11 protein-coding genes are annotated in these 16,244 nt (G+C 59.8%); 8 read left to right on the top strand and 3 right to left on the bottom strand.

From position 1 onward, the window contains the following. The first annotated feature begins 186 nt into the window (after positions 1-186). From VG556_RS03500 to VG556_RS03475, 6 genes are read left to right on the top strand one after another with little or no spacing between them, the layout of a single operon-like run. Positions 187-1,683 (top strand): type I restriction-modification system subunit M, encoded by a 1,497-nt coding sequence (locus VG556_RS03500; RefSeq protein WP_100449896.1) that lies wholly within the window; start codon positions 187-189, stop codon positions 1,681-1,683. Then, positions 1,680-3,203, top strand: coding sequence for a type I restriction-modification system subunit M (locus VG556_RS03495; protein ID WP_100449897.1), 1,524 nt, complete (start codon positions 1,680-1,682; stop codon positions 3,201-3,203). The genes VG556_RS03500 and VG556_RS03495 overlap by 4 nt, the downstream gene beginning before the upstream one ends. Continuing rightward, positions 3,200-5,125, top strand: coding sequence for an ATP-dependent nuclease (locus VG556_RS03490; protein WP_100449898.1), 1,926 nt, complete (start codon positions 3,200-3,202; stop codon positions 5,123-5,125). The genes VG556_RS03495 and VG556_RS03490 overlap by 4 nt, the downstream gene beginning before the upstream one ends. Further along, a complete protein-coding gene (locus tag VG556_RS03485; RefSeq protein ID WP_100449899.1) occupies positions 5,122-6,798 on the top strand; it encodes a UvrD-helicase domain-containing protein in 1,677 nt (558 codons plus the stop codon). The genes VG556_RS03490 and VG556_RS03485 overlap by 4 nt, the downstream gene beginning before the upstream one ends. After that, positions 6,788-7,948 carry a restriction endonuclease subunit S gene (locus VG556_RS03480; protein WP_100449900.1) on the top strand — a complete coding sequence of 387 codons (1,161 nt, stop codon included), beginning with the start codon at positions 6,788-6,790 and terminating at the stop codon, positions 7,946-7,948. The genes VG556_RS03485 and VG556_RS03480 overlap by 11 nt, the downstream gene beginning before the upstream one ends. After that, positions 7,941-10,928 carry a type I restriction endonuclease subunit R gene (locus VG556_RS03475; RefSeq protein ID WP_100449901.1) on the top strand — a complete coding sequence of 996 codons (2,988 nt, stop codon included), beginning with the start codon at positions 7,941-7,943 and terminating at the stop codon, positions 10,926-10,928. The genes VG556_RS03480 and VG556_RS03475 overlap by 8 nt, the downstream gene beginning before the upstream one ends. A 447-nt stretch (positions 10,929-11,375) precedes the next feature. Here the strand turns inward: VG556_RS03475 and VG556_RS03470 are convergent, their stop codons facing one another. Together VG556_RS03470 and VG556_RS03465 are read right to left on the bottom strand one after the other, a co-directional pair. After that, a complete protein-coding gene (locus VG556_RS03470) occupies positions 11,376-11,732 on the bottom strand; it encodes a hypothetical protein (RefSeq protein WP_100449902.1) in 357 nt (118 codons plus the stop codon). A gap of 551 nt (positions 11,733-12,283) precedes the next feature. Further along, entirely contained in the window at positions 12,284-13,201 is a 918-nt protein-coding gene (locus VG556_RS03465; RefSeq protein ID WP_423179973.1) for a LysR family transcriptional regulator, read from the bottom strand. A gap of 97 nt (positions 13,202-13,298) precedes the next feature. Between VG556_RS03465 and VG556_RS03460 the strand changes: the two genes are divergently transcribed. Further along, entirely contained in the window at positions 13,299-14,138 is an 840-nt protein-coding gene (locus VG556_RS03460; RefSeq protein ID WP_100449904.1) for a type 1 glutamine amidotransferase domain-containing protein, read from the top strand. Positions 14,139-14,232: 94 nt separating this feature from the next. On the opposite strand, the gene VG556_RS03455 is transcribed toward VG556_RS03460, so the two are convergent. Beyond that, positions 14,233-14,808, bottom strand: a complete 576-nt coding sequence (locus tag VG556_RS03455) for a 5' nucleotidase, NT5C type (RefSeq protein ID WP_423179972.1) — start codon at positions 14,806-14,808, stop codon at positions 14,233-14,235. Positions 14,809-15,508: 700 nt separating this feature from the next. Between VG556_RS03455 and VG556_RS03450 the strand changes: the two genes are divergently transcribed. After that, entirely contained in the window at positions 15,509-16,243 is a 735-nt protein-coding gene (locus VG556_RS03450) for a hypothetical protein (RefSeq protein WP_100449906.1), read from the top strand. Position 16,244: the final 1 nt, after the last annotated feature.

Genomic DNA, 16,244 nt, shown 5'->3' with positions numbered 1-16,244 from the left:
CTCGTCGCTTCTCTTTGGGAAGTGAGTTTTCAGCGCGCTGGAATCCAGTTGCTCCAGCAGCTGGGGCGTGATTGGAGGAGTTCCTTGACCTCCTGTCTGACTGCGTAATCCCGAGGAGAGCTTCAAGCGCATCATTGTTTTGAATCAGCTATCAAGCTGATGTGCACATCATAAGAAAGGCGCATTGTGAGCGAACAGAAACTCACCCTCAGTCAGCTCGAGGGCCACCTCTGGGAGTCCGCCAACATCCTGCGCGGCCCGGTGGATGCGGCTGACTTCAAGACCTACATCTTCCCGCTGCTGTTCTTCAAGCGCATCTGTGATGTCTGGGATGAGGAGTACCAAGACATCGTGGACGAGACTGGCGACGAGCAACTGGCCTGGTTCCCGGAGTCGCATCGCTTCCAGATCCCGGAAGACAGCCACTGGAACGACATTCGCACTAAGGCCAGCAATGTTGGGACGGCCCTTCAGCGTGCGATGCGCGAAATTGAGAAAGCCAACCCCGAAACCCTGTACGGCGTGTTCGGTGATGCCCAGTGGTCAAACAAGGAGCGGCTGTCCGATGCCTTGCTCAAGGACTTGATCGAGCATTTCTCCAAGCTGCCGTTCGGCAACACTAACGTCAGTTCGGACCTGCTAGGCGATGCGTACGAATATTTGATCAAGAAATTCGCCGACGCCACCAACAAGAAGGCTGGCGAGTTCTATACACCACGCAGCGTCGTGCGGCTGATGATCGACATGCTCGATCCCAAGGAAGCCGAGACCATCTACGACCCGGCTTGTGGTACCGGGGGGATGCTGCTGGCTGCCGTGCAGCACGTGAAGGAGCAGCATGGTGACGTCAAGCGGCTATGGGGCAAGCTCTACGGTCAGGAAAAGAACCTGACCACCTCATCTATCGCCCGGATGAACCTGTTCCTCCACGGCATCGAGGACTTCCAGGTGGTGCGCGGCGACACGCTGCGCAATCCAGCTTTCTTCGAGGGCGACCGACTGGCCACCTTCGACTGCGTGATTGCCAATCCGCCTTTCTCGCTGGAGAAGTGGGGAGAGGATCTCTGGGTAAACGATCCCTACGGGCGCAACTTCGCTGGCCTGCCGCCGGCATCCAGCGGTGACTTTGCATGGGTGCAGCACATGGTCAAGTCCATGGCAGTGGGCAGCGGGCGCATGGCTGTGGTGTTGCCGCAGGGCGCGCTGTTCCGCAAGGGCGCAGAAGGAAACATTCGCCAGGCACTGCTGGAGATGGATCTGGTCGAGGCCGTGATCGGGTTGGCGCCCAACCTTTTCTACGGCACCGTTCTGGCCGCGTGCATCCTGGTCTTGCGCAAGCGAAAGCCGGCCAAACACAGGAAGAAGGTGTTGATCGCCGATGCGTCGCGCCTGTTCCGTCGTGGGCGGGCGCAGAACTATCTGAAACCCGAGCACGCCACCGAGATCCTCGGCTGGTATCGCGGCTTTGCTGACGTGCAGGACGCAGTCCGCGTGGTCAGTGTCAACGAGATCAAGGCCGAGGACTGGACGCTGAACATTTCGCGTTATGTCCTGCCGCCATTGCAAGAAGACATCCCACCCCTGCCCGATGCTATCGCGACATTCAAGGACGCGCTCACCCGCTGCCGTAAAGCCGAAGAGCGGCTCGCGCAGGTCATGACTGAAGGGGGATGGCTGCAATGAGTCACCCAAGCAAACGCATCAGCCAACAAGATCTCGAAAGCTACCTGTGGGGCGCAGCCGTGCTGCTTCGCGGCCTCATCGACGCGGGTGACTACAAGCAGTTCATCTTCCCGTTGCTGTTCTACAAGCGCGTCTCTGACGTTTGGGACGAGGAATACCAGGCGGCGCTGGCCAACTCTAAGGGCGACCTCTCCTACGCCCAGTTCGCCGAGAACCACCGCTTCCAGATCCCCCAAGGTGCTCGCTGGACCGATGTGCGTCAGACGCCGAAGAGTGTGGGCGCAGCCATCAAGAAAGCCATGCGCGCCATCGAGACGGCCAATCCGGATCTGCTCGACGGCATCTTCGGCGATGCCCCCTGGACCAACCGCGAACGTCTGCCCGACGAAACGCTGAAAAACCTGATCGAGCATTTCTCGACCCAGACACTCTCGGTGGCCAACGTCCCCGAGGACGAGTTGGGCAACGCCTACGAGTATCTGATCAAGAAGTTCGCGGACGACTCAGGCCACACGGCGGCCGAGTTCTATACCAACCGCACCGTCGTCCACTTGATGACGCAGCTTCTGGCGCCGCAGACCGGCGAGTCGATCTACGACCCCACCTGCGGTACCGGCGGCATGCTGATCTCGGCGCTGGACGAAGTGAAGCGCTCGGGTGGCGAATACCGCACGCTCAAGCTTTACGGGCAAGAGCGCAATCTCATCACCTCATCCATCGCCCGCATGAACCTGTTCCTGCACGGCGTGGAGGACTTCGAAATCATCCGGGGCGACACCCTGGCCGAACCCAAGCACATCGAAGGCGACCGCTTGCGTCAGTTCGATGTGATCCTGGCCAACCCGCCGTACTCCATCAAGCAGTGGAATCGCGAGGCCTGGAGCAGTGACAAGTGGGGCCGCAACTCGCTTGGCACGCCGCCGCAAGGTCGCGCCGATTACGCCTTCCAGCAGCACATCCTGACCAGCCTCACCGCCAAGGGGCGTAGTGCTGTGCTCTGGCCGCACGGCGTGCTGTTCCGTAACGAAGAACAGGCCATGCGCGCCAAGATGGTCGAGCAAGACTGGGTGGAGGCGGTCATCGGCCTGGGTCCCAACCTGTTCTACAACTCCCCGATGGAGTCGTGCATCGTCATCTGCAACCGCAAGAAGGCCGCCGCTCGCAAGGGCAAGGTGATCTTCATCGACGCGGTGAGCGAGGTCAGCCGGGAGCGGGCGCAGAGCTTTCTGAAGCCCGAGCATCAACAGCGCATCCTGACCGCCTACAAGACCTTTGAAGATGCGCCTGGATTCGCCAAGGTCGCCACCCTGACCGAAATCGGCGCCAATGCGGGCAATCTCTCGATCCCACTGTACGTGAAGCGCGCTGCCGCCATCGTTGCCACTGACAGCAATGGTGACGCGGTTTCGCTGCGTTCAGCCTGGGATCAATGGCAAACCGATGGTCGCATCTTCTGGCAACAGATGGACGCGCTGGTGGAAACGCTGGATAGCCTTTCCAAGGCTGAGGACACCCAATGAAACTCCAAACAATTCGGCTGTCGAACTTCCAGTCATTCGGTGAAGATCCCACTGAAATCACGCTCGAAGACATCACCTACCTGATTGGCCCGAATGGCTCAGGTAAAACGGCTGCACTGCAGGCCTTATGCCGACTCTTCGCCTTCGACCCGTCGCTGCGCAGGATTCTGCGTTCAGATTTCCATGTGCCCAGCAGTGAAGAAGAAGCTCCAGTCGAACGACACCTCTGGATCGAGGCCGACTTCCTTTTTCCTGAGCTGGCAGAAGATGCAGACAACACGACCGTTGCCCCAAATTTTGCGCACATGCGACTGGACGAGCCCGACGGTATTCCGCGCGTTCGTTACCGTCTCAGTGCAACCCTAGGAGCAGATGGCGATATCGAAGAATCCATGGCGTATGTACTGGACCTGAATGCTGACGGTGAGCCACTCAGTACTGCGCACGTCCCGCGCGCCGAGCGTAACCATATCCACGTTCACTATCTTCCGGCACAGCGTGATCCTGCCAGCCACATCGCATACGGTGCCAATGCCCTTCTAGGAAGAATGCTTCGCGCAGTGAAATGGGATGCGGAGCGCGAGGCGATCAGAACGCTGACCGATCAGATCAGTGACAGCTTGGCTGCAAATCCGTCGGTCAATACGCTGAGTGAGAGTCTGAAAACAACGTGGGCCACGCTGCACAAAGGCAAGTTCTTTGCCGATCCGAAGATCACCTTTGCGGCCTCTGAGATCGAAGCCTTGCTTCGCCACATGTCAGTCTCATTTTCGCCTGGGCACGATGAGAGTCTGGTCGATTATTCCAGGCTGAGCGATGGTCAGAAGTCGATGCTTTACCTGTCTCTCGCACTATCGTCTCAAGCCATTGGGCGCGCCGTGCTCGCCGGGCAAGACACTTCGTTTGACCCAGATAAATTACGCCCTCCCATCTTCACGCTTGTAGCTGTTGAAGAGCCCGAAAACAGCCTCTCCCCGTACTACCTGGGACGGATCGTCAGTGCCTTGAACAACATGGTTCAGAACCCGGACGCCCAAGCACTCATCGCTACGCATGCGCCAACAATGCTGCGGCGAGTCGCGCCAGAGTACATCCGCTATCTGCGGCTGAACGAAGTACGGCAATCACGCGTCAATGAAATTCAGTTGCCCGAAAGCACGGACGAAGCGCACAAATTCGTGCGGGAAGCCGTCCAAGCATTTCCGGAAATCTATTTCTCGCGGCTGGTCGTTTTGGGCGAAGGCGATAGCGAAGAGATCGTGCTGCCACGCATGTTGCAGGTCAAAGGCGCTCCAGTAGATGAATCCGCTGTCACGATTGCTCCGCTGGGGGGCAGGCACGTCAATCACTTCTGGCGCCTGCTCTCGGCATTGCAGATTCCGTATCTGACGCTCCTTGATCTGGATGTAGCTCGCTACGCTGCGGGCTGGGGAAGGATCAAGTACGTCAACGATCAGTTTGCAAAATTTGCTCCCGCAGAACGTCTCCCATCCTATTGGAAAATATCTCAATGGGATGACGATGAAGTGCCGGTACGGACTCATCACTTCTTTGAAGACGGGACAAAGAATGTTTTCGAAAGACTCGAAAACAGCAACGTATTTTTCTCGTACCCCATGGATCTCGACTTCGCCATGCTGCTCGCCTTTCCCGAAGCCTACGGCGTCGAAGAAGACGTGCCGGATGACTCAACGATCAAGGCCGTGCTTGGGAAAAGCCACCACGACGCTAGCCAGTACAGCCCTGAGGAACAGAAACTGTTCAACACCTACCACCAGCGCTTCAAGCTGGGTAGCAAACCCGCTGCCCACATTGATGCACTGGCCCAACTGACGGATGCAGAATTGCTGGCAAACATGCCCGCTTCGCTGAGCAGGCTGGCTGATGCCGTTATCGCCAAACTGGCGGAGCTGCCCGAGTGATTGCCGTTGACGCCTGGCAGCCTGCAGATGGGCTGACGCTCGAACCGAATGCGCTGCTTGCCGCGAAAGAGAAGGAGCGTTGCCTTGCACTCACGGCCGGGCCCGGCGCGGGCAAGACCGAAATGCTGGCGCAGCGCGCAGACTTCCTCTTGCGCACAGGCACCTGCAGATATCCCAAACGAATTCTGGCGATTTCGTTCAAGGTTGATGCCAGCAAGAATTTGAAGGACCGCGTACAGCGTCGTTGTGGCGCTGATCTCGCTTCACGCTTTGACAGCTACACCTTCCACGCCTTTGCCAAGCGCATCATTGATCGTTTTCGACCCGTACTGACTGGCAAGGACGCCCTTGAGGCGGGCTACACGCTTGGCAGCCCGAAGGTGACGCATAAACAGATTGATTTCGGCGAATTGATCCCTCTTGCCATCCAGATTCTTCAGAATTCAAAGCTTGCCCGCAACGCTATTCGCCAGACCTACAGTGACGTTTTCCTAGATGAGTTTCAGGACTGCACAGACAAACAATACGAGTTCGTGAAGCTTGCCTTCCAAGGTACCAGCATCCGGCTGACGGCAGTCGGCGATACCAAGCAGAAGATCATGGGCTGGGCCGGTGCACTCGATGGCATCTTCCAGACCTTTGCAGCCGATTTTGCGGCGACTCCGCTCAACTTGTACCGTAACTTTCGCTCGAAGCCGCGACTGCTGCGCTTGCAGAACGAAATCATCCGCGTGCTTGACCCCGGATCGGTCATGCCGGAAGAGCAAATTGCCGGGGATGGAGGACAAGTTCTTGCCCGGGGCTTCGAAGACAGCCGACAAGAAGCTGACTATCTGGCTGAGCAGATCGCCGCGTGGGTCGAGACTGAACAGACACCTCATTCGGAAATCGCTGTACTGATCTCCAAGCAACCGGATCTCTACGCCAACCATCTGATTGCGGCGCTGGAGGCCAAAGGCATCCCCTACCGCAACGAACAACAGCTGCAAGACATCACCACGGAGCCTGCAGCGCGCTTAGTGGTCGATTACTTGTCATGCATCTACGGCAAGCGTGAGCCCAAGTCATGGGTGCAGCTGATGAACTTGCTGGTGCCTTTCGCCGATGACGAAATCCAGGTGAGTACCCGCCGGGACTTTGATCGCCTGATCAAGGCGCAGCGCAAGAGCGCATCACTTCTGGAGTTGATTGATGAGCCCTACTCAGGTTGGTGGGAGTCGGCGCGAGCATTTTTGAACAAAATCCCCCGCGAAACCTTGGTAGCGCTCTCGCCTGACTACGAATCGCCAGATCGGCTCAAAGAGGTAGTGCGCGACACCAAGGCACGTATCGAAGAGCTGCTCAAAACTGAGCCCGAGTTGCCTAAGGCGCTTGAACGCTTTGCGGATGACAAAACGGTGCGCATTCTGACCATCCACAAAAGCAAGGGCCTGGAGTTCGACTCGGTCATCATTCTAGGTGTTGAAAATCAGACTTTTTGGGGCAAACCCGACGAAGAGCGCTGCGGTTTCTTCGTCGGTGTTTCGCGTGCGAAACGGCGGCTGGTTGTCACCATGAGCAAGCGCCGGGAAGCCCCGCCCTCTAATCCAAATCGCTGGCGGGAAATGCGAACTCCACACACGGAGTTCTTCGGTTACGTCATGCCGTTTGTGAGCAAAGAAAATGAAGAATGAATCCCTGAAGCCCGGCTGGAAAGTTTGGCGGTTCGATCAGATAGCGACCAATGTCAATGTCCGTATCGACAACCCGTCCGAGTCCGGGATGGAGCACTACGTTGGCCTCGAACATCTGGATGTTGACTCACTGAAGATTCGTCGCTGGGGTACACCGGGTGACGTGGAAGCAACCAAGCTGATGTTCAAGAAGGGCGATATTATTTTCGGTCGCCGTCGCGCCTACCAGCGCAAGCTTGGCGTTGCCGAGTTTGATGGTATCTGCTCGGCCCATGCAATGGTGCTGCGGGCCAAGCCTGAAGTCGCGCTGCCCGAATTCCTGCCGTTCTTCATGCAGAGTGATCTGTTCATGAACCGGGCGGTGGAAATCTCGGTGGGTTCGCTGTCTCCCACCATCAACTGGAAGACGTTGGCGACCCAGGAGTTTGCTTTGCCTCCTAGGGATGAGCAGGAGCGTGTCGTTTCTGCGATCAAGTCGGCGCTTGAATGCGAACTGGCTTATGAGGAAGCACGCAACGCGGCCTTAGCCTTGTTCCGCTCAGCCTCCGATGAACTTCTCAATCCTGCAGGTACATGGAAACAGACTATGCTGCAGGAGGTGGCAAATGTCGAGCGCGGAAAGTTCAGTCATCGACCTCGAAATCTCCCGGTTTTTTTTGGAGGTCCATACCCCTTCGTGCAGACGGGTGACATCGTTGCATCGACAGGTGATTTACGTGGTGCATCACAGATGCTTAGCGATGAAGGGCTGAAATATAGCAAGTCGTTTCCTAAGGGCTCGATCCTCATAACCATTGCGGCCAACATAGGCTATACGGCGATAACGACGCAGGAGACGTGGTGCCCGGACAGTGTTGTGGGGATCGTTCCAAGAGATGGCACAAATGTTCGCTTCCTTGAGTACGTGCTCCGGACAAAGCAAAAGCACCTTGAAAATCATGTGGCCACCCAAACTGCGCAGAAGAACATCAATCTTCAGGATCTGAGACCACTTCGATTGGACATGCCCGATCCTGTGATCCAGCAGGAGATCGCGGATCAGCTTTGCACATTAGAAAAGGCGGCTGCCGATTTGGACCGCCGCTTTGGAGCGGCGCGCGACTTCCGAGTGAGGCTCGCTAACCAGAGAATCGGAGTTGCTGATGTTTAACGAATCAAACACCGTCGAAGCCTACGTCCGCGACTTGCTCGCCGGCCCGATCACGGCTGTCGCAACCAACGCCGTTCAGGAACCTCAAGCCAGCTACGGTCCGAGTGCCAAGGGCATCGGCTGGCGCTACGCCGCCACGGCTGAGGTGCCGCGCCAGATTCAGGAAGTGCTGGTTGAACCCTGGCTGCGCAATGCGCTTATTCGCATTAACCCCGAGATTGCCGCTCAACCCGACCGCGCCGATGAAGTGCTCTACAAGCTGCGCGCCATCGTGCTCTCGGTGCGTTCAGATGGTTTGATTCGCGCCAACGAAGAAATGACGGCGTGGATGCGTGGCGAGCGCTCGATGCCCTTCGGCGATAACAACGAGCATGTGCCGGTGCGACTGATCGACCTGGACGACCTCGCGCAGAACCAGTACGTCGTCACCCAGCAGTACACCTACCGTGCTGGCCCTACGGAGCGCCGGGCCGATCTGGTGTTGTTGGTCAACGGGTTGCCGCTGGTGCTGATCGAGGCCAAGACGCCGGTCAAGAAATGCATCAGCTGGGTGGATGGCGCGGTGCAGGTGCACGACGACTACGAGAAGTTTGTGCCGGAGCTGTTCGTTTGCAACGTGTTTTCGGTGGCCACCGAGGGCAAGGCCTATCGCTACGGTTCCATCGGTCTGCCGGTTAAGGACTGGGGCCCGTGGCATCTGGATGGTGATGGGGATGATGGTCAGCACCATCCGCTGAAATCGCTCAAGCTGTCTGCCGAGAGCATGCTGCGCCCGCATGTGGTGCTGGACATCCTCGGCAGTTTCACCCTGTTCGCCACCAACAAGAAAAAGCAGCGCATCAAGATCATCTGCCGCTACCAGCAGTTTGAAGCGGCCAACAAGATCGTCGAGCGCGTGCTGATGGGTTACCCCAGGAAAGGGCTGATTTGGCACTTCCAGGGTTCGGGCAAGTCGCTGCTGATGGTGTTTGCCGCGCAGAAGCTGCGCATGCATGCTGGCTTGAAAAATCCCACGGTACTGATCGTGGTGGACCGGGTCGATCTCGACAGCCAGATCACGGGCACTTTCACTGGGGCGGACATTCCCAATTTGGAAAAGGCGGACAGCCGCGAGAAGCTGCAACAGCTGCTCGCGCAGGACGTGCGCAAGATCATCATCACCACGATATTCAAGTTTGGTGAGGCTGCGGGCAGTCTGAACGACCGCAGCAACATCATTGCGCTGGTGGACGAAGCCCACCGCACCCAAGAAGGTGGGCTGGGCCGCAAGATGCGTGAGGCCCTGCCCAATGCGTTTCTGTTCGGCCTGACCGGCACACCGATCAACCGTGCCGACCGCAACACCTTCTATGCCTTTGGTGCCGACGAGGACGAGAAGGGCTACATGAGCCGGTACGGCTTCGAGGAGTCGATCCGCGATGGCGCCACGCTGAAGCTGCACTTCGAGCCCCGGCTGATTGACCTGCACATCGACAAGGCGGCGCTGGATGCCGCTTACAAAGACCTGACCGGCGGCCTGTCGGATCTGGACAAGGACAACCTCGCCAAGACCGCCGCCAAGATGGCCGTGCTGGTCAAGACGCCCGAGCGCATCCACAAGGTGTGCGAGGACATCGTCGAGCATTTCCAGACCAAGGTGGAGCCCAACGGCTTCAAGGGTCAGATCGTTACCTTCGACCGAGAGTCCTGCCTGCTGTTCAAGGCCGAGCTGGACAAACTGCTGCCGCCCGAGGCTACAGACATCGTGATGTCGGTGCGGGCGTCCGACAAGAAGGAGCATCCAGAGTACGCGGCCTACGACCGTTCACGCGATGACGAAGAACGGCTGCTGGACCGCTTCCGCGACCCGGCCGATCCGCTAAAGCTGATCATCGTCACGGCCAAATTGCTGACCGGCTTCGATGCGCCGATCCTTCAGGCCATGTATCTGGACAAGCCGCTGCGCGACCACACGCTGCTGCAGGCCATCTGCCGGGTGAATCGCACCTACTCCGAGCAGAAGACCCACGGACTGATCGTGGACTACCTCGGCATCTTCGATGATGTCGCAGCAGCGCTGGAATTCGACGACCAGAGCGTGAAGCAGGTGGTCAGCAACATCCAGGAATTGAAGGACAAGCTGCCCGAAGCCATGCAGAAATGCCTGGCCTTCTTCGCTGGCTGTGATCGCAGCTTGCAGGGCTATGAGGGCCTGATCGCCGCGCAGCAGTGCCTGCCCAACAACGAGGTGCGAGACAACTTTGCTGCTGAATACAGCGTACTCAACAAGATCTGGGAGGCGCTGTCACCGGACACCGTTCTGGGTTCCTTCGAGAAGGACTACAAGTGGTTGTCGCAGGTGTACCAATCGGTGCAGCCCTCGAGTGGCCACGGCAAGCTGATCTGGCACTCGCTGGGCGCCAAGACCATCGAGCTGATCCACCAGAACGTGCATGTGGACGCGGTGCGGGATGACCTCGACACCCTGGTGCTGGACGCTGATCTGCTGGAAGCGGTGCTGTCGAACCCAGACCCGAAGAAGGCCAGGGAGATCGAGATCAAGCTCAAGCGCCGGCTGCGCGGACATGGCGGCAACCCCAAGTTCAAGAAGCTGTCCGAACGGCTTGATGCGCTGAAGGACCGTTTCGAATCCGGACAGATCAACAGCGTGGAGTTTCTGAAGCAGTTGCTGGAGATCGCCAAGGAGACGCTGCAAGCGGAGAAGGATCTTCAGCCCGAAGAGCACGAGGATCGTGGTAAGGCTGCGCTTACTGAGCTCTTCAACGAGATCAAGACTTCTGAGACGCCCATCATCGTCGAACGCGTTGTCTCGGATATTGACGAGATCGTGCGGCTCGTTCGCTTTCCGGGCTGGCAGAGCACGCAAGCAGGCGAGCGTGAGGTCAAGAAAGTGCTACGAAAGGCTCTCTTCAAGTACAAGTTGCACGTGGATGAAGAGCTGTTCGAGAAAGCGTATAGCTATATCAAGCAGTATTACTAACGTTCACAGATGCGTCGAGTGAAGTCTTGCTGGCATCACTAGTTGGGCTGGCTGCCAGAAAGATCTGCTAGTACAGGTGCGTAGCAATTTGGTTGATTAGGTGATGCCTATTGAGTTTTGGCTAGGATTAGCTACAGCGACTTGCAGCCAATATGCGTTATACGGGGATGTTCGGCCGCTGGGGATTAGGGGATATGGAGGCAGATATCCGCGGCTTTGATGTCCTCAATAATCCTAGCTGCTCATCGATAGCGATTACGCAGGCAGAGGCAGACAGGGGCTTTGGGGCGTGAAACTGGCTGGGATCTGCGCTCCGCCCAGAGGGACACTTACTGACCTCTAGTTCTCCGATAGCGGACCCTGGGCGAGAGTCGCAGCGCAGGTGCCCGGCAACACGCGGCGGCACCTCGGCTGCCATTACGGCATGTGTGTTCGTGCAGTTGGGAGTTACTCTGGCCTCACTTCGTGACAAGCCCACTCAACCAACCCCCGGCAAGCCAGAAACAACCCATCCACAACCCCCTCATCCAAATGCCGCTCTGGCTCCGCTGCCACCCGGCAGCGGTCGGCCGCGTGCAATAGTTCCAGCACTGTCAGCGCCCCGACCATCGCGCGCTCGGTCCTCGCCAGGCTCACGCGGCGGCCGGGTGACACGTCGGTTTCTGGCCAGGGGTGCCCATCCGCCCCCTCGCAGCCGCGCATGCGCTTGAGGATGCCGAGGAGGGAGTTCAGGTCGGGCAGGGGAGTGTCGTCGTTGATGGGCTCAACAACGGTGTACGAGGAGAAGGTGTCGGATTCGTTCATGGCGTCGGCTTCCGTGGCTGTGCTTAACAGCGCCACCGCGTAGCGGGGTGGCGGACGATGCGTGGCTGCAAACCGGGATGAAGCAACGAATGACCGGTGGGTCCGAAGACCCCCACGCACCGCCCGCCAGAAAGGCCGACGGATTGCCCGCCGGCACCGGTTAAGGACGGTGCCGACGGGCAAGCGTAAACAACAGTCGTTGCTCATCGCGGGTTTGCAGACCCGGAGCCACCCGTTGTCGGTGGCACGTCATGGTGTTTACGCCGTCGCTTCGAATGCCAATAGAAATTCGCGAAGGAATCGCTGAATCCGAGAGCGAAGAACTATTGTTGCACGCACCATTCGTGCAGCACGCGACGTCAGCAGACGCATTCGCGCAGCTGCTCTGCGGATGACGAATCAAAGTGGCGCAATCGCCCATGCCACAAGCGAATAGCGCGACGGCCTTCTTTGCAACAGTTCTTACTTCGCCGCAGCCATCAATGGTGCGCGATCAGCTGCATAGCCCGAAAAGCGGTTCAAACCCGACATCGACAGCGCGCGTCGCGGCTTCAACCAACGCCAGCCTCAGCCGCATTCCCCACCAGCAACTCAATCATCGCTCGCGCCGCGGCCGACTGCCGCCGATGCGGCGCATAGATCACCGAGAACGGCCGCGACCGCCCCCGCAGCTGCGGCAGCACTTCCACCAGCTGCCCGCGCTGCAACCGCTCACGCACGATGAACGCATAGCTCTGGCAGATGCCGATGCCCTGTTCGGCCAGCGACACCACGCCCAGCACATCGTCGGAGGTCTCGATGGACAAACGCGGCAGCCAGTCCACGTCGCGCCCACCGTCGCGGAAGATCCATGGCGCCAGCCGCCCGGTGCGCGGCATCACGAACGGCAGGCACAGGTGCTGCTGCAGATCGTCCAGCGTCTGCGGTGTGCCGCGGCGTTGCAGGTAGTCCGGCGCGGCCACCAGCACCAAAGGCGCATCCTCCAGCTTTCGCCCCACCAGCCCGCTGTCCGGCAGCTGGCCCAGGCGGATGGCCAGGTCGAAGCCTTCGGCCACCAGGTCCACGTTGCGGTTGGTGATGTTCAGTTCCACCTGCACCTGCGGGTACTGCTGCGCAAAGCGCGCCAGCACGGGCGGCAGCCGGTAGTGGCCATAGGTGGTGGGTACGCTCAGGCGCACGCGTCCGGCCAGCGCACCGTCCTGGGCCAGTACGTCGCGCTCGGCGTCGTCCAGCAGGCCGAAGGCGGTGCGCACCTGTTCCAGGTAGAGCCGCCCGGCGTCGGTCAGGCCCACGCGGCGGGTGGTCCGCTGCAGCAGTTGCCGGCCCAGTCGCGCTTCCAGACGGGTGACTGCGCGGCTGAGCACCGAGGGCGTGGTGGATAGCGCCACCGCACCGGCCGTGAACGAGCCGTGCTCGACCACCGCCAGGAACACCTCCACATCGCCCAGGTAGTCGAACTTGCGGCTCATTTGGCTCTCCGGGGAACAGATGTTTTGCGATGGGGCCAATTTATCGCCGCTGGGGCGATGAATAAAGTGGGGGCCATTCCCTGATTAGGAGCTCCCCATGAACCTGATGACCCGGCTGGCCGCAGCGCTGGCCCTGACCCTGGCCGCAACCGGCGCGCATGCCGCCAACGTGCTGGTGGTGCTGTCCGACGAAAACCACCTGGACCTGAAGGACGGCAAGATGCTGTCCACCGGCTTCTATCTCAACGAGCTGATGCAGCCGGTCAAGCTGCTGCTGGACGCGGGCCACAAGGTGACCTTCGCCACGCCGCAGGGGCGGGCGCCCACGGTGGATGCGTCCTCGGTGACGCCGGCGTACTTCGGCAACGATGCCGCGCAGCTGACGCTGCACAAGGACCTGCTGGAGAAACTGGCGCTGACCTCGCCGACGGCCTCGCCGGTGGTCAGCCTGGCACGCATCGAGCAGCAGGGCTACGCGCGTTTCGATGCGGTCTACATTCCCGGTGGCCACGCACCGATGCAGGACCTGCTGAAGAGCCCGGCGCTGGGCCGGCTGCTGGCCGACTTCCACCAGCGCAACAAGACCACCGCGCTGGTCTGCCACGGGCCGATCGCGCTGCTGTCCACGCTGCCGGATGCTGCGGGTTTTGTGGCAAAGCTGGAAGCGGGTGCGATGCCGGCCATGCCGAAGTGGATCTACAGCGGCTACCAGATGACGGTGATCAGCAACCAGGAAGAAGAGCAGGCCAAGCCGCTGCTGGGCGGCGGTGAAATGAAGTTCTACCCGCAGACCGCGCTGCAGCAGGCGGGTGCGAAGTTCAGCAGCAATGCCACGCCGTGGACGGGGCATGTGGTGGTGGACCGCGAGCTGATTACCGGGCAGAACCCGGCTTCGGCGCTGGAGGTGGGGCAGCGGTTGGTGGAGCGGTTGAAGTAGGGCAGGGCTGCACAGCAGGTTGCCAGCCTTGGGGCCGAGGGGCCAGCGCCTCGGCCTGTCTATGGAAGTGCCACCGTGGTCGGCAGAGAGGGCATCAGCCCTTCGCGAGCGCTATTCCTGACAGATCTTCAATCTGGGAAAGCGCGCGACGCGTCGCGGCCCAATCGCCGGCATGCCTGATCGCCACGCCTCCGGCCGCTGTCCAGGCATCACAGTTCGCTTCGAAATCGTCGATCAGAACATCGCCCGGCTGGTGCATGAAAAGAGGCTTGTGCCTGCCGCCGAGTACCGGCAACACCAGGCAGGTTGCTGACAGGTGTTCGCGGACCCACTGTCGCTTCTGCATCGCGGCGAGCGGATAGTTCGATTTCGGGCAGGCCGTGAGAATCACCGGGTCCAAGTGGTGGATGCTGTGGAAGAACTCCACTGCACCGTGCATCGGCGGAAGGTCGCGGAAAAATGACGGGTGGTTGTTGATGTGCCCCCACATTTCATCGTCGGCAAGCACGCGGTGGTCCAGGCCAAACAGAGCGGGAAATGCCGCGTCGAATTCGGCCATCACGCCATCAAGATCTACGTAGATGGTGCGTCGGGATGCACTCGATCCACCGGTGTGCCAGTTCGCGAGCGGGTCCATCATCGGTATTGACTTCACATCATCAGCGTTCATTTACGCGCTCTCCTCTCAAGAGTGGGCTTTCATCTTCATCCGTTCCCCAGGAGCGGCGCAAAGTGTTTGGCGATCGCGACAGATATGGCAGCAATCGCGATGCTGCCGGCGTCGGTCCAGAGCGAAAGAGTGATGGCCTGCAACCCCGCCAATGCGGAACGCCAGAGTGACTTTTGAGTCCATCAGGCGCTGCTGCAGCGGGACGGTGCACCGCGCCGTAACAAAACAATATGGGCGCCACCAACCAGAATTGAAACTGAGATGGGCATCGCCTCACGGCGACTCCGGGCGGTTGAAACCGCAACCGGCACGCTTGAAACGCGGTATATATCGCGGCGATTCTTCAAAGGCATGCCGAGTGGCTGCTCTGGCCGTTGGCCAAGACGCATGGCCCCAGCCACTGGTTCATTTCGCCAACCAAGGAGCAATCTGGCGCGCTGGTGATTGGATAATCCCAACGCGCTACGGAAAGGCCGAACGGGGATATGCCTGTGGCGCTCGTTCCAGACTGATCCAGGAACGTCACTGAACATGCATGTCCAGGCGCACTCAATATATCACGCCGACCAGCGCCAGCGGCTTGAACCCGCTCGATCTCCAGCAGTTTGATTGGGCAGGGCAAGGCCGGCATGGCACCATGATGGGCTGGCCTCGTCCTTCCGGGCGGGGCCGGTTTTCCAGGGAAGCCCACCAACACGACATGCGAACGTCCATCCTCTTCACCTTCTCCGCCCTGTGCCTTGGCCTGCTGTCCGGCTGTGCCAGTGGCCCGGAGGAGCACGCCTCAAGCCGCGAGATCACGAGTGCATTCGTGGCCGACGACGGCCAGTTGTACCTGTTGCCGCGCTATGACGAGCCGATGCGCTTCAATGCCGCGCCGTTCCGCGAGTACCGCGCGCTGATGGATAGCCCGCTGCGCGAGGCGGTGGCCTGCGCGCAGATGTACTTCCATGAAGATTGGCGCGACCCGGCCAACAAGGCCAAGGTGCACGGCAGCTATGCGCTGCTGCTGCGGCCGGAGCAGGTAACGGCAGAGCAGGCCGCACAGTTCAGGCTGGAGCGGATTGAGGTCCCCCCGCGTGAGGCAAAGGCCGTGGAGGAGCGGTCGCGCTACTACCTGCCGATGGACCGGACCCGCTACGCGCTGGCGTTTGACCGCGCCTGCAATCTTTCAAGGAAGGGCGGCAGCTATTACAGCGCGCTGTTCGAGGGCGACGGCGAGCGGGTGCAGTTGCCGGATGCTGCGGCACTGGCGGAGAAGGGGAAGCTGGCACAGCCGATCAATGCGCGGGCGCAGCGGATCCTGCCGGAGAGGGAGGACAAGCCGGGTGTGGGTTCGGCGGCGGGCAAGGTGCTCGGCGCGGCGTTGATCCCTGTGGCGGTTCCGGTGTTTGTGTTGAGCCTGCCGTTCCTGGGGCCGGATCACTGGAAGTGAA

This window comes from Stenotrophomonas sp. CASM106 (assembly GCF_049384825.1).
In the GTDB taxonomy this organism is placed as follows: Bacteria; Pseudomonadota; Gammaproteobacteria; order Xanthomonadales; family Xanthomonadaceae; genus Stenotrophomonas; species Stenotrophomonas muris.
The sequence above is the reverse complement of the archived record's forward strand: the minus strand, read 5'-3'. Positions and strand labels throughout refer to the sequence as shown.

Excerpts from the sequence above, each read along its gene's own strand:
- VG556_RS03495 (WP_100449897.1), top strand. The coding sequence starts at position 1,680 with ATGAGTCACCCAAGCAAACGCATCAGCCAACAAGATCTCGAAAGCTAC.
- VG556_RS03490 (WP_100449898.1), top strand. The coding sequence starts at position 3,200 with ATGAAACTCCAAACAATTCGGCTGTCGAACTTCCAGTCATTCGGTGAA.
- VG556_RS03480 (WP_100449900.1), top strand. The coding sequence starts at position 6,788 with ATGAAGAATGAATCCCTGAAGCCCGGCTGGAAAGTTTGGCGGTTCGAT.
- VG556_RS03475 (WP_100449901.1), top strand. The coding sequence starts at position 7,941 with ATGTTTAACGAATCAAACACCGTCGAAGCCTACGTCCGCGACTTGCTC.
- VG556_RS03470 (WP_100449902.1), bottom strand. The coding sequence starts at position 11,732 with ATGAACGAATCCGACACCTTCTCCTCGTACACCGTTGTTGAGCCCATC.
- VG556_RS03465 (WP_423179973.1), bottom strand. The coding sequence starts at position 13,201 with ATGAGCCGCAAGTTCGACTACCTGGGCGATGTGGAGGTGTTCCTGGCG.
- VG556_RS03460 (WP_100449904.1), top strand. The coding sequence starts at position 13,299 with ATGAACCTGATGACCCGGCTGGCCGCAGCGCTGGCCCTGACCCTGGCC.
- VG556_RS03455 (WP_423179972.1), bottom strand. The coding sequence starts at position 14,808 with ATGAACGCTGATGATGTGAAGTCAATACCGATGATGGACCCGCTCGCG.
- VG556_RS03450 (WP_100449906.1), top strand. The coding sequence starts at position 15,509 with ATGCGAACGTCCATCCTCTTCACCTTCTCCGCCCTGTGCCTTGGCCTG.